The sequence below is a fragment of the Ideonella sp. BN130291 genome (assembly GCF_036231905.1).
Taxonomy (GTDB): Bacteria; Pseudomonadota; Gammaproteobacteria; order Burkholderiales; family Burkholderiaceae_C; genus CAMLIZ01.
In genome coordinates, this window is the sequence record NZ_JAZARE010000009.1 from 63,660 (window position 1) to 78,346 (window position 14,687).

The 14,687-nt window shown below is 70.5% G+C and carries 17 protein-coding genes; 11 read left to right on the top strand and 6 right to left on the bottom strand.

Features of this window, described 5'->3' with window-relative positions:
- Positions 1-5 precede the first annotated feature (5 nt).
- Both VPH43_RS19340 and VPH43_RS19345 read left to right on the top strand, forming a co-directional pair.
- A complete protein-coding gene (locus tag VPH43_RS19340; protein WP_328579385.1) occupies positions 6-857 on the top strand; it encodes a hypothetical protein in 852 nt (283 codons plus the stop codon).
- A gap of 36 nt (positions 858-893) precedes the next feature.
- Positions 894-2,816 carry a PAS domain-containing hybrid sensor histidine kinase/response regulator gene (locus VPH43_RS19345; protein WP_328579386.1) on the top strand — a complete coding sequence of 641 codons (1,923 nt, stop codon included), beginning with the start codon at positions 894-896 and terminating at the stop codon, positions 2,814-2,816.
- A gap of 21 nt (positions 2,817-2,837) precedes the next feature.
- Here the strand turns inward: VPH43_RS19345 and VPH43_RS19350 are convergent, their stop codons facing one another.
- Genes VPH43_RS19350 through VPH43_RS19360 form a run of 3 tightly spaced genes read right to left on the bottom strand, consistent with a single transcriptional unit; the run spans position 2,838 to position 5,594 of the window.
- On the bottom strand, positions 2,838-3,740 hold the full coding sequence (locus tag VPH43_RS19350; RefSeq protein ID WP_328579387.1) for a LysR family transcriptional regulator: 903 nt from the start codon (positions 3,738-3,740) through the stop codon (positions 2,838-2,840).
- A gap of 23 nt (positions 3,741-3,763) precedes the next feature.
- Positions 3,764-4,657: a LysR substrate-binding domain-containing protein gene (locus VPH43_RS19355; RefSeq protein WP_328579388.1), complete on the bottom strand. Its 894-nt coding sequence runs from the start codon at positions 4,655-4,657 to the stop codon at positions 3,764-3,766.
- A 22-nt stretch (positions 4,658-4,679) separates the two neighbouring features.
- Entirely contained in the window at positions 4,680-5,594 is a 915-nt protein-coding gene (locus tag VPH43_RS19360; protein WP_328579389.1) for an NAD(P)-dependent oxidoreductase, read from the bottom strand.
- Positions 5,595-5,789: 195 nt separating this feature from the next.
- Between VPH43_RS19360 and VPH43_RS19365 the strand changes: the two genes are divergently transcribed.
- Genes VPH43_RS19365 through VPH43_RS19380 form a run of 4 tightly spaced genes read left to right on the top strand, consistent with a single transcriptional unit; the run spans position 5,790 to position 8,245 of the window.
- Positions 5,790-6,116 (top strand): DUF2917 domain-containing protein, encoded by a 327-nt coding sequence (locus tag VPH43_RS19365; RefSeq protein ID WP_328579390.1) that lies wholly within the window; start codon positions 5,790-5,792, stop codon positions 6,114-6,116.
- Positions 6,117-6,128: 12 nt separating this feature from the next.
- Positions 6,129-6,971 (top strand): CmcJ/NvfI family oxidoreductase, encoded by an 843-nt coding sequence (locus tag VPH43_RS19370; RefSeq protein WP_328579391.1) that lies wholly within the window; start codon positions 6,129-6,131, stop codon positions 6,969-6,971.
- Between the two features lie 36 nt (positions 6,972-7,007).
- Positions 7,008-7,613, top strand: coding sequence for a 2-hydroxychromene-2-carboxylate isomerase (locus tag VPH43_RS19375; RefSeq protein ID WP_328579392.1), 606 nt, complete (start codon positions 7,008-7,010; stop codon positions 7,611-7,613).
- Positions 7,583-8,245 carry a LysE family translocator gene (locus VPH43_RS19380; protein ID WP_328579393.1) on the top strand — a complete coding sequence of 221 codons (663 nt, stop codon included), beginning with the start codon at positions 7,583-7,585 and terminating at the stop codon, positions 8,243-8,245. The genes VPH43_RS19375 and VPH43_RS19380 overlap by 31 nt, the downstream gene beginning before the upstream one ends.
- A gap of 17 nt (positions 8,246-8,262) precedes the next feature.
- Here VPH43_RS19380 and VPH43_RS19385 read toward each other — a convergent pair whose 3' ends face one another.
- Positions 8,263-8,715 (bottom strand): GNAT family N-acetyltransferase, encoded by a 453-nt coding sequence (locus tag VPH43_RS19385; RefSeq protein ID WP_328579394.1) that lies wholly within the window; start codon positions 8,713-8,715, stop codon positions 8,263-8,265.
- A 96-nt stretch (positions 8,716-8,811) separates the two neighbouring features.
- Here VPH43_RS19385 and VPH43_RS19390 point away from each other — a divergent pair, with 96 nt between their 5' ends.
- From VPH43_RS19390 to VPH43_RS19400, 3 genes are all read left to right on the top strand, one after another.
- Positions 8,812-9,951, top strand: coding sequence for a M23 family metallopeptidase (locus VPH43_RS19390; RefSeq protein ID WP_328579395.1), 1,140 nt, complete (start codon positions 8,812-8,814; stop codon positions 9,949-9,951).
- Between the two features lie 185 nt (positions 9,952-10,136).
- Positions 10,137-10,547, top strand: a complete 411-nt coding sequence (locus VPH43_RS19395) for a VOC family protein (protein WP_328579396.1) — start codon at positions 10,137-10,139, stop codon at positions 10,545-10,547.
- On the top strand, positions 10,544-10,897 hold the full coding sequence (locus VPH43_RS19400) for a DUF1428 domain-containing protein (protein WP_328579397.1): 354 nt from the start codon (positions 10,544-10,546) through the stop codon (positions 10,895-10,897). Before VPH43_RS19395 ends, VPH43_RS19400 begins: the two co-directional genes overlap by 4 nt.
- A 49-nt stretch (positions 10,898-10,946) precedes the next feature.
- On the opposite strand, the gene VPH43_RS19405 is transcribed toward VPH43_RS19400, so the two are convergent.
- A complete protein-coding gene (locus VPH43_RS19405) occupies positions 10,947-12,395 on the bottom strand; it encodes an amidase (RefSeq protein ID WP_328579398.1) in 1,449 nt (482 codons plus the stop codon).
- A gap of 25 nt (positions 12,396-12,420) precedes the next feature.
- Positions 12,421-13,374, bottom strand: a complete 954-nt coding sequence (locus VPH43_RS19410) for a GlxA family transcriptional regulator (RefSeq protein ID WP_328579399.1) — start codon at positions 13,372-13,374, stop codon at positions 12,421-12,423.
- Positions 13,375-13,462: 88 nt separating this feature from the next.
- Here VPH43_RS19410 and VPH43_RS19415 point away from each other — a divergent pair, with 88 nt between their 5' ends.
- A complete protein-coding gene (locus tag VPH43_RS19415; protein ID WP_328579400.1) occupies positions 13,463-14,218 on the top strand; it encodes a DJ-1/PfpI family protein in 756 nt (251 codons plus the stop codon).
- Between the two features lie 31 nt (positions 14,219-14,249).
- Positions 14,250-14,684, top strand: coding sequence for a FixH family protein (locus tag VPH43_RS19420; RefSeq protein ID WP_328579401.1), 435 nt, complete (start codon positions 14,250-14,252; stop codon positions 14,682-14,684).
- Positions 14,685-14,687 lie beyond the last annotated feature (3 nt).

Below are 14,687 nucleotides of genomic sequence, written 5' to 3' on the forward strand. Positions count from 1 at the left end.
GGGGCATGAAGCGGCATCGTGCGGCAGCGCGTGCGGGCGGCCTGGTGGCGGCTGCCATTGGCTTGGCCGTGTGCGCGGGCACAGCCGCTGCGCAGCGCGCCGATGTGCAGACCGTGACCCTGGGGCCGCAGGAGCGTGCCAGCGGGCCCGGCGGCACGAGCCTGCTGCTGGAGGAGCTGAGCGACAGCCGCTGCCGTGCGGCTGAACGCTGTTCCCCCGGGGAGGCCGCCGCGCGCGCTGCCGTGGCCAGGGTGAGCGTGCGCATGGCCGATGGCCAAGCTTATGCGGCCACCTTGGCCCTCCGCGGACGGCGAGGCCGCCCCAGCCCGTCCGCACCCGCCCATGCCAAGCTCGGCGATCTGCTGGTCGAGCTGGTGGGCATGGCCCCGGAGGGCCGCGAGCTGCCGGCCGACGGGCCAGGCGGCCGGCCACAACGGGCCACCTTGCGCATCACGCCCGCGCAGCGGGTGGCCGTGGCCGCGGGTGCTGCGGTGGACCTGCAGCGCGCGGGGTTCACCCTCAGGGTACTGGCCATCGACGATCACCGCTGCCCGAGGGACGTGATGTGCGCTGTTGCGGGCCATGTGCAGATCGATGTCGAGCTGAGTGCCGGCAATGCACCCGCCGAGCGCGTGAGCTTCGGCTCACCGGCGGCGCCGAAACAGGTGCATGCCTGGCGAGGCCATGAGATCGAACTGTGCGATGTGCTGCCGCGGCGGGCGTCGCTGGCGAGGGGCGAGCCGGAAGCGCCGCTGCGCGCGGAGTTTTTTGTCAGCCCGGTGCCTGCTGTGGCCACGCGGGGTTCGCCGGAGGCTGATGCGGCGGCACGCCGTGGCTGCGTGCCACCCGTGACCTGAACCCCGCGGCGCGCCACGGGGGAGCACAATGCCGCAGTGGCTTCCCCCGTTCCCTCTCGATCGGACCAGCTCGATACGGAGCAGCGATTCCAGACCTTGTTCGAGCAGGCGCCGTTCAGCGTGCAGCTGCTCTCCGTGGACGGCAGGACCTTGCGGGTGAACCAGGCCTGGAAGGACCTGTGGGGCGCGCACGACGGGGACCCGCTCCTCGAATTCGTGCTCACCGACTACAACATGCTCGCCGACCCCCAGCTCGAGGCCAAGGGGGTGACGGCCCATCTGAGGCGCGCTTTTGCGGGCGAGCCGGTGCGGCTGCCCACCATCTACTACGACCCTGCAGAACTGGGCAAACCCGGCGCCGCGCGGTGGGTCGAGGCCACGGCCCGGCCCATCAAGGGCCCGGATGGCAGCGTCGTGGAGGTGATGCTGATCCACGAGGACGTGACCGAGCGCCTGTTGGCGGACAGGGCCTTGCGTGCGAGCGAGGCGCAGTTCAGGACGATCGCCGATGCGATTCCGCAGATGGTGTGGTCCACGCGTCCGGACGGGTTCCACGACTACTACAACCGGCAGTGGTACGAGTTCACCGGCGTGCCACCGGGATCGACCGATGGCGAGGCCTGGAACGGCATGTTCCACCCGGACGACCAGGCACGCGCCTGGGAGGTATGGCGGCACAGCCTCGCGACGGGCGAGCCCTACGAGATCGAGTACCGCCTGCGGCACCGGTCGGGCGACTACCGCTGGGTGCTGGGGCGGGCCCTGCCCGTGCGCGACGACAACGGCCAGATCGTGCGCTGGATGGGTACGTGCACGGACATCCACGAGCAGAAGCGCGTGCGCGACGAGCTGCTGGCCAACAACCGCCGCAAGGACGACTTCCTTGCCATGCTGGCGCACGAGCTGCGCAACCCGCTGGCGCCCATCAGCACGGCGGCCCACCTGCTCAGGGCCGCACCGTCCGACCCGTCGAAGGTGGAGCGTTCGGCCGCCATCATCGACCGGCAGGTGCGGCACATGACGGAACTGGTCGACGACCTGCTGGATGTCTCGCGTGTCACGCGCGGGCTGGTGGAGCTGGAAAGGCGCCCCGTGGACATCAAGGGCGTCGTGGCCAGCGCGATCGAGCAGGTGCGTCCGCTCATCGATGCCCGCGGCCACCAGCTGACGACGCGCATGGCGTCGGGAGATGTGGTCGTGCTGGGCGACCGGACGCGGCTGGTCCAGGTGGTCGCCAACCTGCTGAACAACGCTGCGAAATACACGCCGCCGAATGGCGCGCTGCGTGTGGTGGTGGAGGTAGGCGAGCGCGTGGCCTTGTGTGTCGCCGACTCCGGAACGGGCATCGAGGCGCAGCTGTTGCCGCATGTGTTCGAGCTCTTCACGCAGGGCGAGCGCACGCCCGACCGCTCCCAGGGAGGGCTGGGCCTCGGGCTGGCGTTGGTGAAGAGCCTCGTGGACCTGCATGGTGGCAGCGTGACGGCCGAAAGCGCTGGCCCCGGCTTGGGCAGCGCGTTCACGGTGACGCTGCCACTGCTGGACGGCGAGGCATTGCCGGCATCGGTGCTGCCTTCATCCGGCGCAACGCCGGTCGCCTCACGCGCACTGCGGATCATGGTGGTCGACGACAACAAGGACGCCGCCGACGCCCTGGGCGTGTTCCTGGGCAACCTGGGCCACCTGGTTCGGGTGGAGCACGAACCGATGCGCGCGATGGCAGCGGTGGGCGAAGGCACGTTCGACGTCTTTGTGCTGGACATCGGCCTGCCGGTACTGGACGGCTATTCGCTGGCCCGGCAACTGCGGGTGCAGCCAGGCGGCATGGGCGCGAAGTACATCGCACTCACGGGCTACGGCAGCAACGACGACAGGCAGCGCGGTGACGAGGCCGGGTTCCACCACTATCTGGTGAAGCCGGCGGACCTTGACGAACTGGTGCGGCTGCTGCAGCGCGCGTGAGCGTTCGGTAAGGGTTCGGACTCAAGGGCTTGCAAACAGGCCCTCCTGGCGCACCAGCCACTCGTACAGCGAGCGCGCCCGCAGCTTGCGCTGCCCGGATTCGGACAGGTCCAGGAAGTACTCCTGGCCCGGGTGGGTTTGCGCCGTGGCCTGGACCAGGCGGCCGCAGCGCAGGAAGGGTGCCGCGGCGGTCTCGGTGGCCAGGGTCACGCCGGCACCGGCCGCGGCGGCCTCCAGCATCACGATGGCGTCGTCGAACACGATCTGCGTCTGGCAGCCGAAGGCCGCGCGGGCTTCCTGTCGCGGTGTTTCCAGCTGCGCCAGGCGCAGCAGCGGCAGCGAGTGCGCCTGCGCCGACGCCAAGGCCTGCAGGCATGGAGGCGCGCACAACCAGACCAGCCGATCCGAGAACAGGGCGTGCCGCCGGCTGCCCCGCCGAGGCTCATCGCCGTAGTGAAGAAGCAGGTCCCACTGGCAGGGCATCGCCTCGCCCAGCGTGGCCACGGACACCAGCTCGTAGCGCAGGGTGGCGTCCAACTGCGCATGCCGTTGCAGCATCGGCAACAGCCAGGAGGCAGCCACGGCGGGCGCGCTCACGATCCTGATCACGCGGTGTTCCTGCTCGAGCAGCGCCTGCGTGGCCGCCGCCAGTTCGGAGAAGCCGGCGCCCAGGCTGTCGACGAATTGTTCCGCCTGCTCGGTGAGCACCACGCCACGCCCACGGCGGCGCAGCAGCGGCCGTCCCAGGCGGCCCTCGAGGCTGGAGAGCCGGTGGCTGATCGCCGAGGGGGTGATGCTCAGCTCGTCGGCGGCTTCCTGCAGCGAGCCCAGGCGGGCCACCGCATCCAGCGCCAGCAGTTCATGGGTGGGAAGGTCGGTCCACACCGGTTCCTGCGGCGGGCCATCAACCCCTGGCAATGACATGCACCCTGCTCCGGTCTACGGCTTCACTGCTCGTCGAGCTCGGCCTGCAGCCAGGCCAGGAACTCGCGCACCGGCGCCCGTGCGGCCGCGGTGCGCGACGTGACGAAGGAGTACGCCTTGGCCTGGTGCGCGTGCTGCGTCACGCGCACCAGCGACCCGGCCGCCAAGGCCGAGGCCACCAGCCGGGCGGGCGACAGCACCACGCCCATGCCGAGCGCTGCGGCCTGGATGCCGAGGTCGAGGTCGGTGCAGCGCAGGCTGGCGTGGTAGTCGCCGGCGTCGCTGCCATCGCCACCCAGCCACAGCCGCCACGAGGCGCTCGGATGGTCGATGATCGGCACGCCGCGCATCAGCTCGTGCGGTGCCAGCCCTTGGCAGCGCTGCGCCAGCGCGGGGGCGGCCACGGCGACCAGCTGGTCGGACCACATCTGCACGGTGAGATGGCGATCGTCTTCCACGGCCCCATACCTCAGCGCCACGTCGACGCCGCCATCCCCCAGGGGCTGGAAATGTTCGGTGGTGTCTACCACGAGGTCCAGCCGCGGCACCCGGCGCATGAAGCGCCCCAGCCGCGGCGCCAGCCATCGCCGCCCCAGCGCCTGCGGCGTGCTGATGCGCAGCTGCGCGTGGCCCACCGGGAAGTGCGTGCACAGGTCGTCCCGCATGCGGTGCGTGAAAGCCTGCACCGTGGCGAGGTAGCTCCAGCCGACCGGCGTCAGCTGGACCTGGGGCGCCAGCCGGCGCACCAGCTGCAGCCCCACCCGGTCTTCCAGCATGGCAATCGACTGGCCGACGGCCGAGGCGGTGACGCTGAGTTCGCCCGCCGCCTTGGCCAGGCTGAGGGTGCGGCCGACCGCTTCAAAGGCCAGCAGGCAGTGAAGCGGCGGTATGTTGCGCAGGCCCGCTCGGTTCGGCATGCAGCGAGTGTGCACGCAAGCGTCATCCCCCGCTGGCGGCACGGGTGCGCGCTTCGATCGCACGGACCACCGAGATCATGTCCTCGCGCCCGTGGCCCTGGGCCTCGGTTTCGGCGAACAGGCGATGGCAGATGTCGAGCAAGGGCGAGGCCACGCCGGCATGGCGCGCCTGCTCGGCGACGAGCCGGCTGTTCTTGAGCACGTCGGTGATCGAGGCCTGCGGCGCCGCGTCGCCGTCCACCAGCTTGGCGAGCTTGACCTTCGAGACGCTGCTCGCCATGGGCCCGGCGTCCAGCACGGCGCGGAAGACCTCGAGGTCCAGCCGGTGCTCGCGGGCAAAGTGCGTCGCCTCGCACAGGCCGGTCACCATGGTGATGAGGAACAGGTTGACCGACAGCTTCATCAACAGGGCGCCGGGCACGGCGCCGCACACGAACACCTCCTTGCACATCGGTGCGAGCAGCGGGCGCACGCGCTCGATGGCGGCCGCATCGCCGGCGATCATGCCGACGAGTTGGCCCGCTTCGGCCGGCTTGCGCGAGCCGGACACCGGCGCCTCCAGGTAGGTGCCGCCGACCGCCGCCACTTCCTGCGCGAGCGCGGTGGCGTACTGCGCCGAGGTGGTGCCCATGTTCACCAACGTCCTTCCCCGCACCAGCTCGCTGAAGCCCGGGGTGCCGCGCTGCAGCACCTCGTCCATCGCATCGTCATGCGCCAGCATCAGGATGACCACGTCGCAGGCGCTGAACAGGGCCCTGGGCGTGGCCGCCACGCGGGCCCCCAGCGCCGCCACCTCCTGGCACTTTTCGGGGGACCGGTTCCACACCATCAGCGGCGCGCCGCTGCGCGCGAGGTTCATCGCCATGGGAAGGCCCATGATGCCCAGGCCCACGAATCCGATCGTCATCTGTGTCATCCCCTTGAACGGTGGGCGCACCCTAGCGCAGGTTTGCGGCCGCCACCTGAAAAGTGCCCTCGTGCCACGAAGCTCGATTCAGCATCGCCCGACGCCGCGGGCTCAGTTGAGCCCGCCTGATCCGGCCCGGGCGTGATTTCACCCCGGCACCGGCCTCGGCCGGGATGATCTCTCCAGCGCCCACCGTGGGCGTTGCGGGTCAGCTTCGGGGGAATCATGGATATCGCTTGGCGCAAGGGTGTTCTGGGCCGGTGGTCGAGGTGGGCGTGGCAAGCGCTCGCCATGGGCCACCCGGAGCTGCAATCGAGTGGGGAGGGTGTGGAGCTGCGCGTGCACCTTCCAGCCGGGACCACGATGTCCCTGGTGCCGGACGGGGTGCTTGCCCTGGAGTGCCTCGCGGGCTGCGCCTGGTCGACCACGGACCGCGTGGCCAAGGACACCATCCTTGGCGCAGGCGGCAAGGAGACGCTGGCGCCGTTCAAGAGGGTCTTCATCGTCGGCATGCCCGAGTGCGAGCTGAGGATCGCCCGGCTCCAGCCGTGACGGGAGCCGCCGATGCATGAAGATCTGCTCCCGTCGGTGGAAGCCGAACTGGGCTTCGTGGTGCCGCCGCACGGCAAGGCGTTCCGGTACGTGTTCGAGCCGCCGCCCGGCCAGGCCGCAGACAACTGCCAACCGGATCCGCGCCGCGTGCTCATTGCCGATGCCCGGTGCGCGGCCCGTGCGCCAAGGCTGGGCGTGGAAGGGTTTGAGTGCGTGCGCCAGGTGTCCCGGGTGAAGGACTTCGACGACGAAGCCTCCGTGGTGCGCGACTACCACGCCGAGTGCCGTGCGCTCGTGCAGGCGATGCTGGGCGCTTCCGAGGTCATCGTCTTCGACCACCTGGTGCGAAAGCGCCATCCGGCGGCCAGCACGCTCACCGCGCTGGGGCGCGGCCAGCCGTCGGCCTACGCCGGGCCCGCGGGCAGGGTGCATGTGGACTACACCGTGGCGTCGGCAGAAAAACGCCTGCGCCTCGTGCTGGGTCTGGACCCCGACGCCGACTACCACCAGCGGTTCGCCATCGTGAACATCTGGCGTTCCGCATGCGGGCCCATCCTGGATGCGCCGCTTGCGCTGTGCGACGTGCGTTCGCTCGACCGGCGTGACCTGGTGGCCACCGAGCTTCGCTATCCGAAGCGCACCGGGGAGATCTACCAGCTGGCCTACAACCCCGCGCAGCGCTGGTCCTACTTCAACGAGCTGCAGGCGGACGAGGCCTTGGTGTTCAAGCAGTACGACGGCGACGCCGGCCGGCCGCGCCTGACGCCCCACGGCGCCTTCGTGCACCCCGGCACGCCGGCCACAGCGCCGGCACGGCAGAGCATCGAGGTGCGCTGCCTGGCGCTGTTCGCTTGAGCGGCGCGCCACAGGCTTTCAAGGAAGGAGACGCGCATGTCCGACCCCGTGATCGAGTTCTGGTTCGACTTCGGCAGCAACTACAGCTACCTCAGTGCGTCGCGCATCGAGGCGGCTGCGCAGGCGGCGCAGGTGCAGGTGCGCTGGCGGCCCTTCCTGCTCGGGCCCATCTTCAAGCGGCTGGGCTGGAGCTCATCGCCCTTCGTGGAACAGAAGGAGAAGGGCGAGTACGTGTGGCGCGACATGGAAAGGCTGGCCTTGAAGTACGGCGTGCCATGGCGCAGGCCCACCACCTTCCCGCGCGCGGCCGTCTACCCGATGCGAGTGGCCGTGGCCTACCAGGAGCAGCCGTGGGTCGGCGCGTTCTGCACGCGGGTCATGGCGCTGAACTTCGCGCACGACCGGGACATCCATTCCAACGAGGTGGCCGCCGAAGTGTTGCAGGCACTGGGCCTGGACGGCGAGCGCCTGGTGGCCGAGGCGCAGGACCACAAGGCCAGGCTCAGGGAGCAGTCGGAAGAAGCCGCGCGCCGCCGGATCTTCGGTGCGCCGACGTTCTTTGTCGGAGAGGAGATGTTCTGGGGCAACGACAGGCTGGAGGATGCCCTGGCATGGGCCCGGGCCCGTGGGGGTGCGCCGTGATCGACGGCGCCACGCTGGGGGTCTTTGTGGCCGCCGTGCTGCTGTTGCTGCTGTCGCCGGGGCCGAACATGGCCTTCGTGATCGCGCATGGCGTCGCGCTGGGGTGGCGTGGCGGCCTGGCCGCGGCGGCAGGCATCGCGCTGGCGGACGTGGTGCTCACGCTGGTCACCGCCGCCGGGCTGACGGCCGCCGTGGTGGCCTGGCCGCCCACCCTGGAACTGCTGCGCTACGGGGGCGCGCTCTACCTGTTGCGGCTGGCCTGGCTGGCCGCGACGCAGCGCCGTGCTGCCGTGCCGCAGGCGGCGGCGCCTGGCTCGCTCCGGCAGATCGGCCTGCAGGCCGCCCTGAACAGCCTGCTGAACCCGAAGGCGCTGCTGTTCTTCATGGTGTTCCTGCCGTCGTTCACGCAGCCCGGGCAAGGAGCGCTGGCGCTGCAGCTGCAGCTGCTCGTGCTTGGCAGCGTGCTCACCGCGGTGGCGGCCGTCTTCCATGCCCTGCTCGGGGTGCTGAGCGACCGCGCCCGGCACTGGGCCACCGGCGGGCGGGCTCGCTCGGCTTGGGCGTCGCGCGCCCTGGCCGCGGTATTCACTGCCTTGGCCCTGCGCCTGCTGTGGGCTGACCTGCGCGCCTGAGCGGTGGCCGGCCCGCGCTACGGCAGGCTCCGGTTGAACATCAGGAACTGCTGGTCCTCGCACCAGCCGCGCTCGCGGTACAGCTGCTGTGCCGCCGGGTTGTTGCGCGCCACATTCAAGCTCAGCCGCACCGCCTGCATGGTGTGGCCATGAGCCTCCACCGCCTCCAGAAGGCGGGTGGCCACGCCGAGGCGGCGCCACGCCGGGCCCACGAAAAGATCGTTGAGGATGAAGGCGCGCCGCAGCGCCACCGTGGAAAACAGCGGATAGAGCTGGGCGAAGCCAGCCGGCTCTGCGCCGACAGCCGCCAGGAAGACGACGGATTCGCCGTGGTCGAACCGTTCGCGGAGGAAGGCCTGCGCGGCCATCGGGTCCGCGGGCTGGCCCTGGAACTGCCGGTACTGGTCCACCAAGGCCGCGAGTGCCGGGATGTCCTGCACAACCGCTTGCCGGACGAGGACGGCTGACATGGTGTGTTCTCCGAGGCAAGGCGCCAGTGAGGCGGAAGGCGGATTCTCTCCATTCCTACGCAAGAATCACCGAACCACCACCTCCTGGAACTGCCCATGCTTCGACGCCAAGCCGTGGCCGCGTGGCTGTGTGCGCTGATGCTCGTGCCTGCCTGGCTGCCGGCTGCGGCGCAAGCACCGATCCAGTCGTTCGACATGGCCGTGCTCCAGGCCCCGGTGCCGGTGGTCGTCGAAGGCCGGCAACGGCTGGTCTATGAACTGCACCTGACGAACTTCGCCGCCGTGGAGCTGGTGTTGGCCGGCGTCCGTGTGATCGATGCCGACACCGCCGCGGTCGTGGCCCGTTTTGCCCAAGACGAGTTGGCTGGCAGAGTGCACCTCGCTGGCAATGCGGCGGCGGCCTCTGCAATGGCGCCGGGGACGCGGGTGGTCGTCTACCTGGAGTTCGACGGGCCCGGGCCGCTGCCTCAGAGGCTCCGGCACGCGGTGGACTTCCGGCAGGCCGGACGTTCGCAGTTGGCCACCACCGAAGGCGCGCGGGTGGCGGTGGGCACGGTGCCCGGCGCGATGCTGGGGCCTCCGCTGCGTGGCGGCCCGTGGGTGGCGGTGCATGCGCCACAGTGGCCGCGGGGCCATCGCCGGGTCTTCTACACCTTGGACGGGCGTGCGCGCCTTCCGGGTCGGCTTGCGATCGACTGGGTGCGTGTGGACGCGGACGGTCGCAGCGCACGCGGGGATGCCGATGTCCCGGCCCATGCGCTGGGTTACGGCGCCGATGTGCTTGCGGTGGCCGATGCCTCGGTGGTGGCGTTGCGGGATGGCATCGCGGAAAGCCCCAGCGTGTCGCGCAATCCGCCCAACCCGCTGGACCGGGCGGCCGGCAACTACGTGGTGCTCAGGCTGCCGGATGGCCGGCATGCCGTCTACGAGCATCTGCAGCCGGGCAGCATCCGCGTGCAGCTCGGCGACCGTGTGCAAAAGGGCCAGGTGATCGGCGCCTTGGGGTTCACCGGGGATTCCACCGGCCCGCACCTTCACTTCCATCTGGCCGATGGGCCGGCTGTGCTGGGCTCCGAGGGCCTTTCCTATGGCCTGGAGGGGTTCCGCCTGCTGGGACACTACCGCCGCATCGAGGCTCTGGGCTCGCAGCCCTGGGACGCCCTCGATGGGCGACTCGCGGCAGAGCGCAAGGGCGAATTCCCCGCCTCCAACGCCGTGGTCGAGTTCCCGCCCTGAGCGTCGCCTCGTCGGGCCTTCTCAACGTCGCCCGCTCGTGCTCTGGTCTCCGAGGGCTTTGCAGCGCAACATCCCCTGTGACATGCGCGGTCGTGGGGCTTGTCGATTCAGCCAATCGTCGTTCGTCGTGCAGGGGAGCGTCCACATCCGCTGGGCGCCACTGCCGATCCAACAAAGGACACCCCATGCCCAAGACGATCTTCGTCAGCTTCCCCGTCAACGATGTGCAACGCTCCGCCGCCTTCTACAAGGCGCTGGGCTTCGAGGAGAACCCGCAGTTCAGCGGCGACTCGGGCGCCTGCCTGATGTGGGGCGATGCCGTCCACGTGATGCTGATGACGCACGCCAAGTGGCGCGCACTCACCGACCGGCCACTGCCCGCGCCCGGGTCCGTCGGGATGATGCTGTCGCTGGCGCTGGACAGCCGCGAGGCCGTCGATGCGATGAACGCGGCGGCCGCCGCCCATGGCGGGCAGGCGGACGCCAACCCGGCAGAGGACCACGGCTTCATGTACAGCCGTGACATTGCCGATCCCGATGGGCACCTGTGGGGCCCGTTCTGGATGAACCCAGCAGCAACCGGAGAACCGCAATGAACTATGTCGATGGATATGTGATCGCCGTGCCCACCGCCCAGCGCGAGGCCTATCGCCAACTGGCGCAGGACGTTTCGGTGGTGTTCAAGGACCACGGGGCGCTCAAGGTGGTGGAGTGCTGGGGCGACGACGTGCCCGAGGGCAAGGTGACGTCCTTCTCGATGGCCGTGCAGCGCAAGCCCGACGAATCGGTGGTCTTCTCGTGGATCGTCTGGCCCTCGCGCCAGGTGCGCGACGTCGGCATGAAGGCGGCGATGGAAGACCCGCGCATGAAACAGTATCCGGCCCACATGATCTTCGACGGCCAGCGCATGATCTTCGGAGGCTTCCAGGTGATCGTCGACGCCTGAGGGTAGGCGCCCCGTGCCGGGGCGCGGGTGGGGCGAAGCGGGCTGGCCCTCAGCGCGGCAGGTCGGCCAGCGCCGGCGGCACGCACGCCAGCACGGCCTGCGCCGCCGCCTCGTAGCGCCCCGCCAGCCCGAGCAAATCCGCCTCGCCTTGCGGTCGCCCGATCAGCTGCAGGCCCATCGGCCAGCCTTCGGGGCTGAAGCCGGCCGGCACGCTGATCGCGGGCAGGCCGGCGAAGGTGGCGTACAGCGTCACCTCCATCCAGCGGTGGTAGGTGTCCATCTGCCGATCGCCGATGTGCGCCGGCCAACGCAGCGAGGCGTCGAAGGGCCATGTTTGTGCCGAGGGCAATGCCAGCACGTCGAAACGGTCGAACAGGGACAGCAGCCGTTGCAGGAACGCCGTGCGCTGCGCGCTGGCCGCCAGCACCTGGGGGCCTGTCAAGCCCTGCGCCTCGTCGTGCTCCCACAGCGCCTCGGGCTTGATCTGCGCCCGGTTGGCGGGGTTCACCAGGAAGGGCGCGATGCGGCCGGCCACCAGCCAGCGGCGCCAGACCAGCCATGCGTCCCACACGGCCGCGGGCGAGAAGTTGGGCGCCACCGGCTCCACCGCGCACCCCAGGCTTTCCAGCTGGCGCAGGGCCTCTTCACACACGCCCAGCACACCCGGCTCTGTCGCCAGGTGTCCCTGCAGGTCGCCCAGCCAGCCGACGCGGGCGCCGCGCGCCTCGAAGGTGTCGAGTGCGCCCGCAAAATCGGGCACCGGCCCCGCGATGGACAGCGGCACGCGCGGATCGAAACCCGACTGCACCTGCAGCAGCCGGGCCACGTCGCGCACCGAGCGCCCCATCGGGCCCTCGGTGCCCAGCTGGGTCACCCACACGTCGGCGGCCGGCCAGAACGGCACCCGCCCCTGCGATGGCCGCAGGCCGAACACGTTGTTCCAGGCGGCGGGGTTGCGCAGGCTGCCCATGGTGTCGCTGCCGTCGGCCACCGGCACCAGGCGCAGCGCCAGCGCCACCGCCGCACCGCCGCTGCTGCCACCCGCCGAACGCGCCGGGTCCCAGGCATTGCGCGTCAGGCCGAACACCTCGTTGAAAGTGTGCGAGCCCAGGCCGAACTCCGGAGTGTTGGTCTTGCCGATCACGATGGCGCCGGCCGCCTTGAGGCGCTGGACCATCAGGCCGTCCTCGCGCGGCACGTTGTCCTTCAGCAGCGGGGAGCCCAGGGTGGTGCGGATGCCGGCGGTGGGCGCGATGTCCTTGATCGCCTGCGGCAGGCCGTGCAGCCAGCCGCGCGAGCGGCCGGCGGCCAGCTCGTCGTCGCACTGCTGCGCCTCCTGCAGCAGGCGCTCGGGCGCCACGCGGCTGACGATGGCATTGAAGCGGGGGTTCAAGGCATCGATGCGATCGAGCGTCGCGCGCATCAGCTCGCGGCACGACAGCTCGCGGGCATGGACGGCGCGCGACAGCGCGTCGGCCGTGAGTGCGAAGGGGTCCATGGGGCCTGTGCTCCTGGGACTGGCGTCAGCTTCGTGCGTCGGCTGGCGCTGCTGCGCGTGAACGCCTGAGCGCCGATGGTGGCACGCCCAGGATGCGGATGAAGCTGCGTCGCATGCGGTCCGGGTCGCCGAAGCCGCAGTCGCGCGCCACCTTCTGCACCGACGCGGCCCCCGCGTCGAGCGCGCTGCGGGCCGCTTCCACCCGCAGGCGCTCGACCGCCTTGGCGGGGGTGACGCCGGTCTCGTCGCGGAAGGCGCGTGCAAAGTGGCGCGGGCTCATGTGCGCCCGCGAGGCCAGGTCCTCCACGCTGTGGCGCTCCATCAACTGGCCGCGCACGTCGTCCAGCAGCCCGTCGAAGCGGTGCTCCTTGGTCTGCAGCGAGAGCAGCGCGGAAAACTGCGACTGGCCACCCGGCCGGCGGTAGTACACGACGAGCTCGCGCGCCACCGCCTGGGCCAGCTCCTGCCCGAAGTCCTCCGCGATCATCGCCAGCGCCAGGTCGATGCCGGCGGTGATGCCGGCGCTGGTCCACACGTTGTGCGCGCGCGTGAAGATGCGATCCGCGTCCAGCTGCACCTGCGGAAAACGCTGCTGGAACTGCCGGGTGCGCGACCAGTGCGTGGTGGCGGGCTTGCCGTCGAGCAGGCCAGCGCCGGCCAGCAGCAGGCTGCCGGAGCAGACGCTCGCGATGCGGATGCGCGCATGGCGGCTCATGCGCTGGAGCAGCCGCATCACCGCGGCGTCCTGCAGCGCCGCGTCCACGCCTTCGCCGCCTGAGACGATGAAGGTGCCCACCCGGTCCGCCGCGGGCACGCGATCGGCGAGCCAGCTCACACCCGAGGAGCTGCGCACCGGCCCGGGCGTGGTGGCCACCACCTGCACCGTGTAGCGGCCGGCCGCCTCGAAGGCGGCCATCGGCCCGGCGACATCGAGTGACTGGAACCCCGGAAACGCAAGCAGGACCACCCGGTGGGTCATGGCAGTAATTGTCGGAACGGCGGCATTGATGCCATGACGATAGGCGCGCATCCTTGCGGCGTCAATCAGCTTCCAGCCGGACTGTCCCGTGAACCCATCGCTGCACATCGGTTTCCTGCTCTTCCCGGGTGTCACCCAGCTCGACCTCACCGGGCCGGTGCAGATGCTCAGCCGCCTGCCCGGCGCGGTGGTGCACCTGGCCTGGCAGAACACCTCGCCGGTGCGCACCGACGCCGGCTTCTGCATCGTCCCGACCACCGACTTCCACGACTGCCCGCCGCTGGACGTGCTGTGCGTGCCAGGCGGCTTCGGCATCGGCGACCAGATGGTGGATGCACAGACCCTGGCCTTCCTGCAATCGCAGGGGCAGCAGGCGCGCTACGTCACGTCGGTGTGCAACGGATCGCTGGTGCTGGGCGCCGCCGGGTTGCTGAAAGGCTATCGCTCCGCGTGCCACTGGATGTGGCGCAAGTACCTGCCGCTGTTCGGTGCCCAGCCGGTGGACGCACGCGTGGTGCGCGACCGCAACCGCATCTCCGGTGGCGGCGTGTCGGCCGGCATCGACTTCGGCCTGGCCCTGGCCGCGGAGCTGAGCGACGACGACACCGCGCGCCTGCTGCAGCTGGCCTTCGAATACGACCCCCAGCCGCCCTTCGAGGCCGGCACGCCGGACAAGGCCGGCCCCGCGCTGGTGGCCCGGCTGGTGGCGCTGCAAGGCGACCGCATCCAGCTCACCGAGCAACGCATCCTCGAAGCGGCGCGCCGGTGCGCCGGCTTCGCCCCCGTTTCCCCCACCCGTGCTTCGGCAAGCCCCCAGCACGGACCGACCGGTCCCGCCGCCTGAAGCGGCCTGCACACCACCCCAAGGAGCCCCCATGTTGCGCCGCCACCTCGTTGCCCTGCTGATCGTGCCGCTCGCCGGCTGCATGACACCGCCGCAGGAACTCGACCAGTCGATGACCCGTGCGACGGCGCAGCGCCACTATGTGGTGGCGATCCGTCCGTTGATCGAGCCGATCGCCATCAACCAGATGCACTCGTGGGAGGTGAAGGTGTCCACCCCCGCCGGCACACCGGTGCAGCATGCGCAGATCGAGGTGGATGGCGGCATGCCGCAGCATGGCCACGGCCTGCCGACGCAGCCCAAGGTCACGCGCGAGCTGGGCGACGGGCGCTACCTGGTCGAGGGCATGAAGTTCAGCATGCCGGGCTGGTGGGAGCTGAAGCTGCAGGTGCGCCCGGCCGAGGGCCCGGTAGATGGTGTCACCTTCAACAAGGTGCTCGAGCTGCCCAAGGCGGCGCGGTCGTGAAGT

What these genes read in the sequence shown, in the direction of transcription:
- VPH43_RS19395 (WP_328579396.1), top strand. Translation starts at nt 10,137, where the DNA reads ATGCCCAAGACGATCTTCGTCAGCTTCCCCGTCAACGATGTGCAACGC.
- VPH43_RS19420 (WP_328579401.1), top strand. Translation starts at nt 14,250, where the DNA reads ATGTTGCGCCGCCACCTCGTTGCCCTGCTGATCGTGCCGCTCGCCGGC.
- VPH43_RS19365 (WP_328579390.1), top strand. Translation starts at nt 5,790, where the DNA reads ATGGATATCGCTTGGCGCAAGGGTGTTCTGGGCCGGTGGTCGAGGTGG.
- VPH43_RS19350 (WP_328579387.1), bottom strand. Translation starts at nt 3,740, where the DNA reads ATGTCATTGCCAGGGGTTGATGGCCCGCCGCAGGAACCGGTGTGGACC.
- VPH43_RS19405 (WP_328579398.1), bottom strand. Translation starts at nt 12,395, where the DNA reads ATGGACCCCTTCGCACTCACGGCCGACGCGCTGTCGCGCGCCGTCCAT.
- VPH43_RS19340 (WP_328579385.1), top strand. Translation starts at nt 6, where the DNA reads ATGAAGCGGCATCGTGCGGCAGCGCGTGCGGGCGGCCTGGTGGCGGCT.
- VPH43_RS19380 (WP_328579393.1), top strand. Translation starts at nt 7,583, where the DNA reads ATGGGCCCGGGCCCGTGGGGGTGCGCCGTGATCGACGGCGCCACGCTG.
- VPH43_RS19370 (WP_328579391.1), top strand. Translation starts at nt 6,129, where the DNA reads ATGCATGAAGATCTGCTCCCGTCGGTGGAAGCCGAACTGGGCTTCGTG.
- VPH43_RS19375 (WP_328579392.1), top strand. Translation starts at nt 7,008, where the DNA reads ATGTCCGACCCCGTGATCGAGTTCTGGTTCGACTTCGGCAGCAACTAC.
- VPH43_RS19410 (WP_328579399.1), bottom strand. Translation starts at nt 13,374, where the DNA reads ATGACCCACCGGGTGGTCCTGCTTGCGTTTCCGGGGTTCCAGTCACTC.
- VPH43_RS19385 (WP_328579394.1), bottom strand. Translation starts at nt 8,715, where the DNA reads ATGTCAGCCGTCCTCGTCCGGCAAGCGGTTGTGCAGGACATCCCGGCA.
- VPH43_RS19400 (WP_328579397.1), top strand. Translation starts at nt 10,544, where the DNA reads ATGAACTATGTCGATGGATATGTGATCGCCGTGCCCACCGCCCAGCGC.
- VPH43_RS19390 (WP_328579395.1), top strand. Translation starts at nt 8,812, where the DNA reads ATGCTTCGACGCCAAGCCGTGGCCGCGTGGCTGTGTGCGCTGATGCTC.
- VPH43_RS19355 (WP_328579388.1), bottom strand. Translation starts at nt 4,657, where the DNA reads ATGCCGAACCGAGCGGGCCTGCGCAACATACCGCCGCTTCACTGCCTG.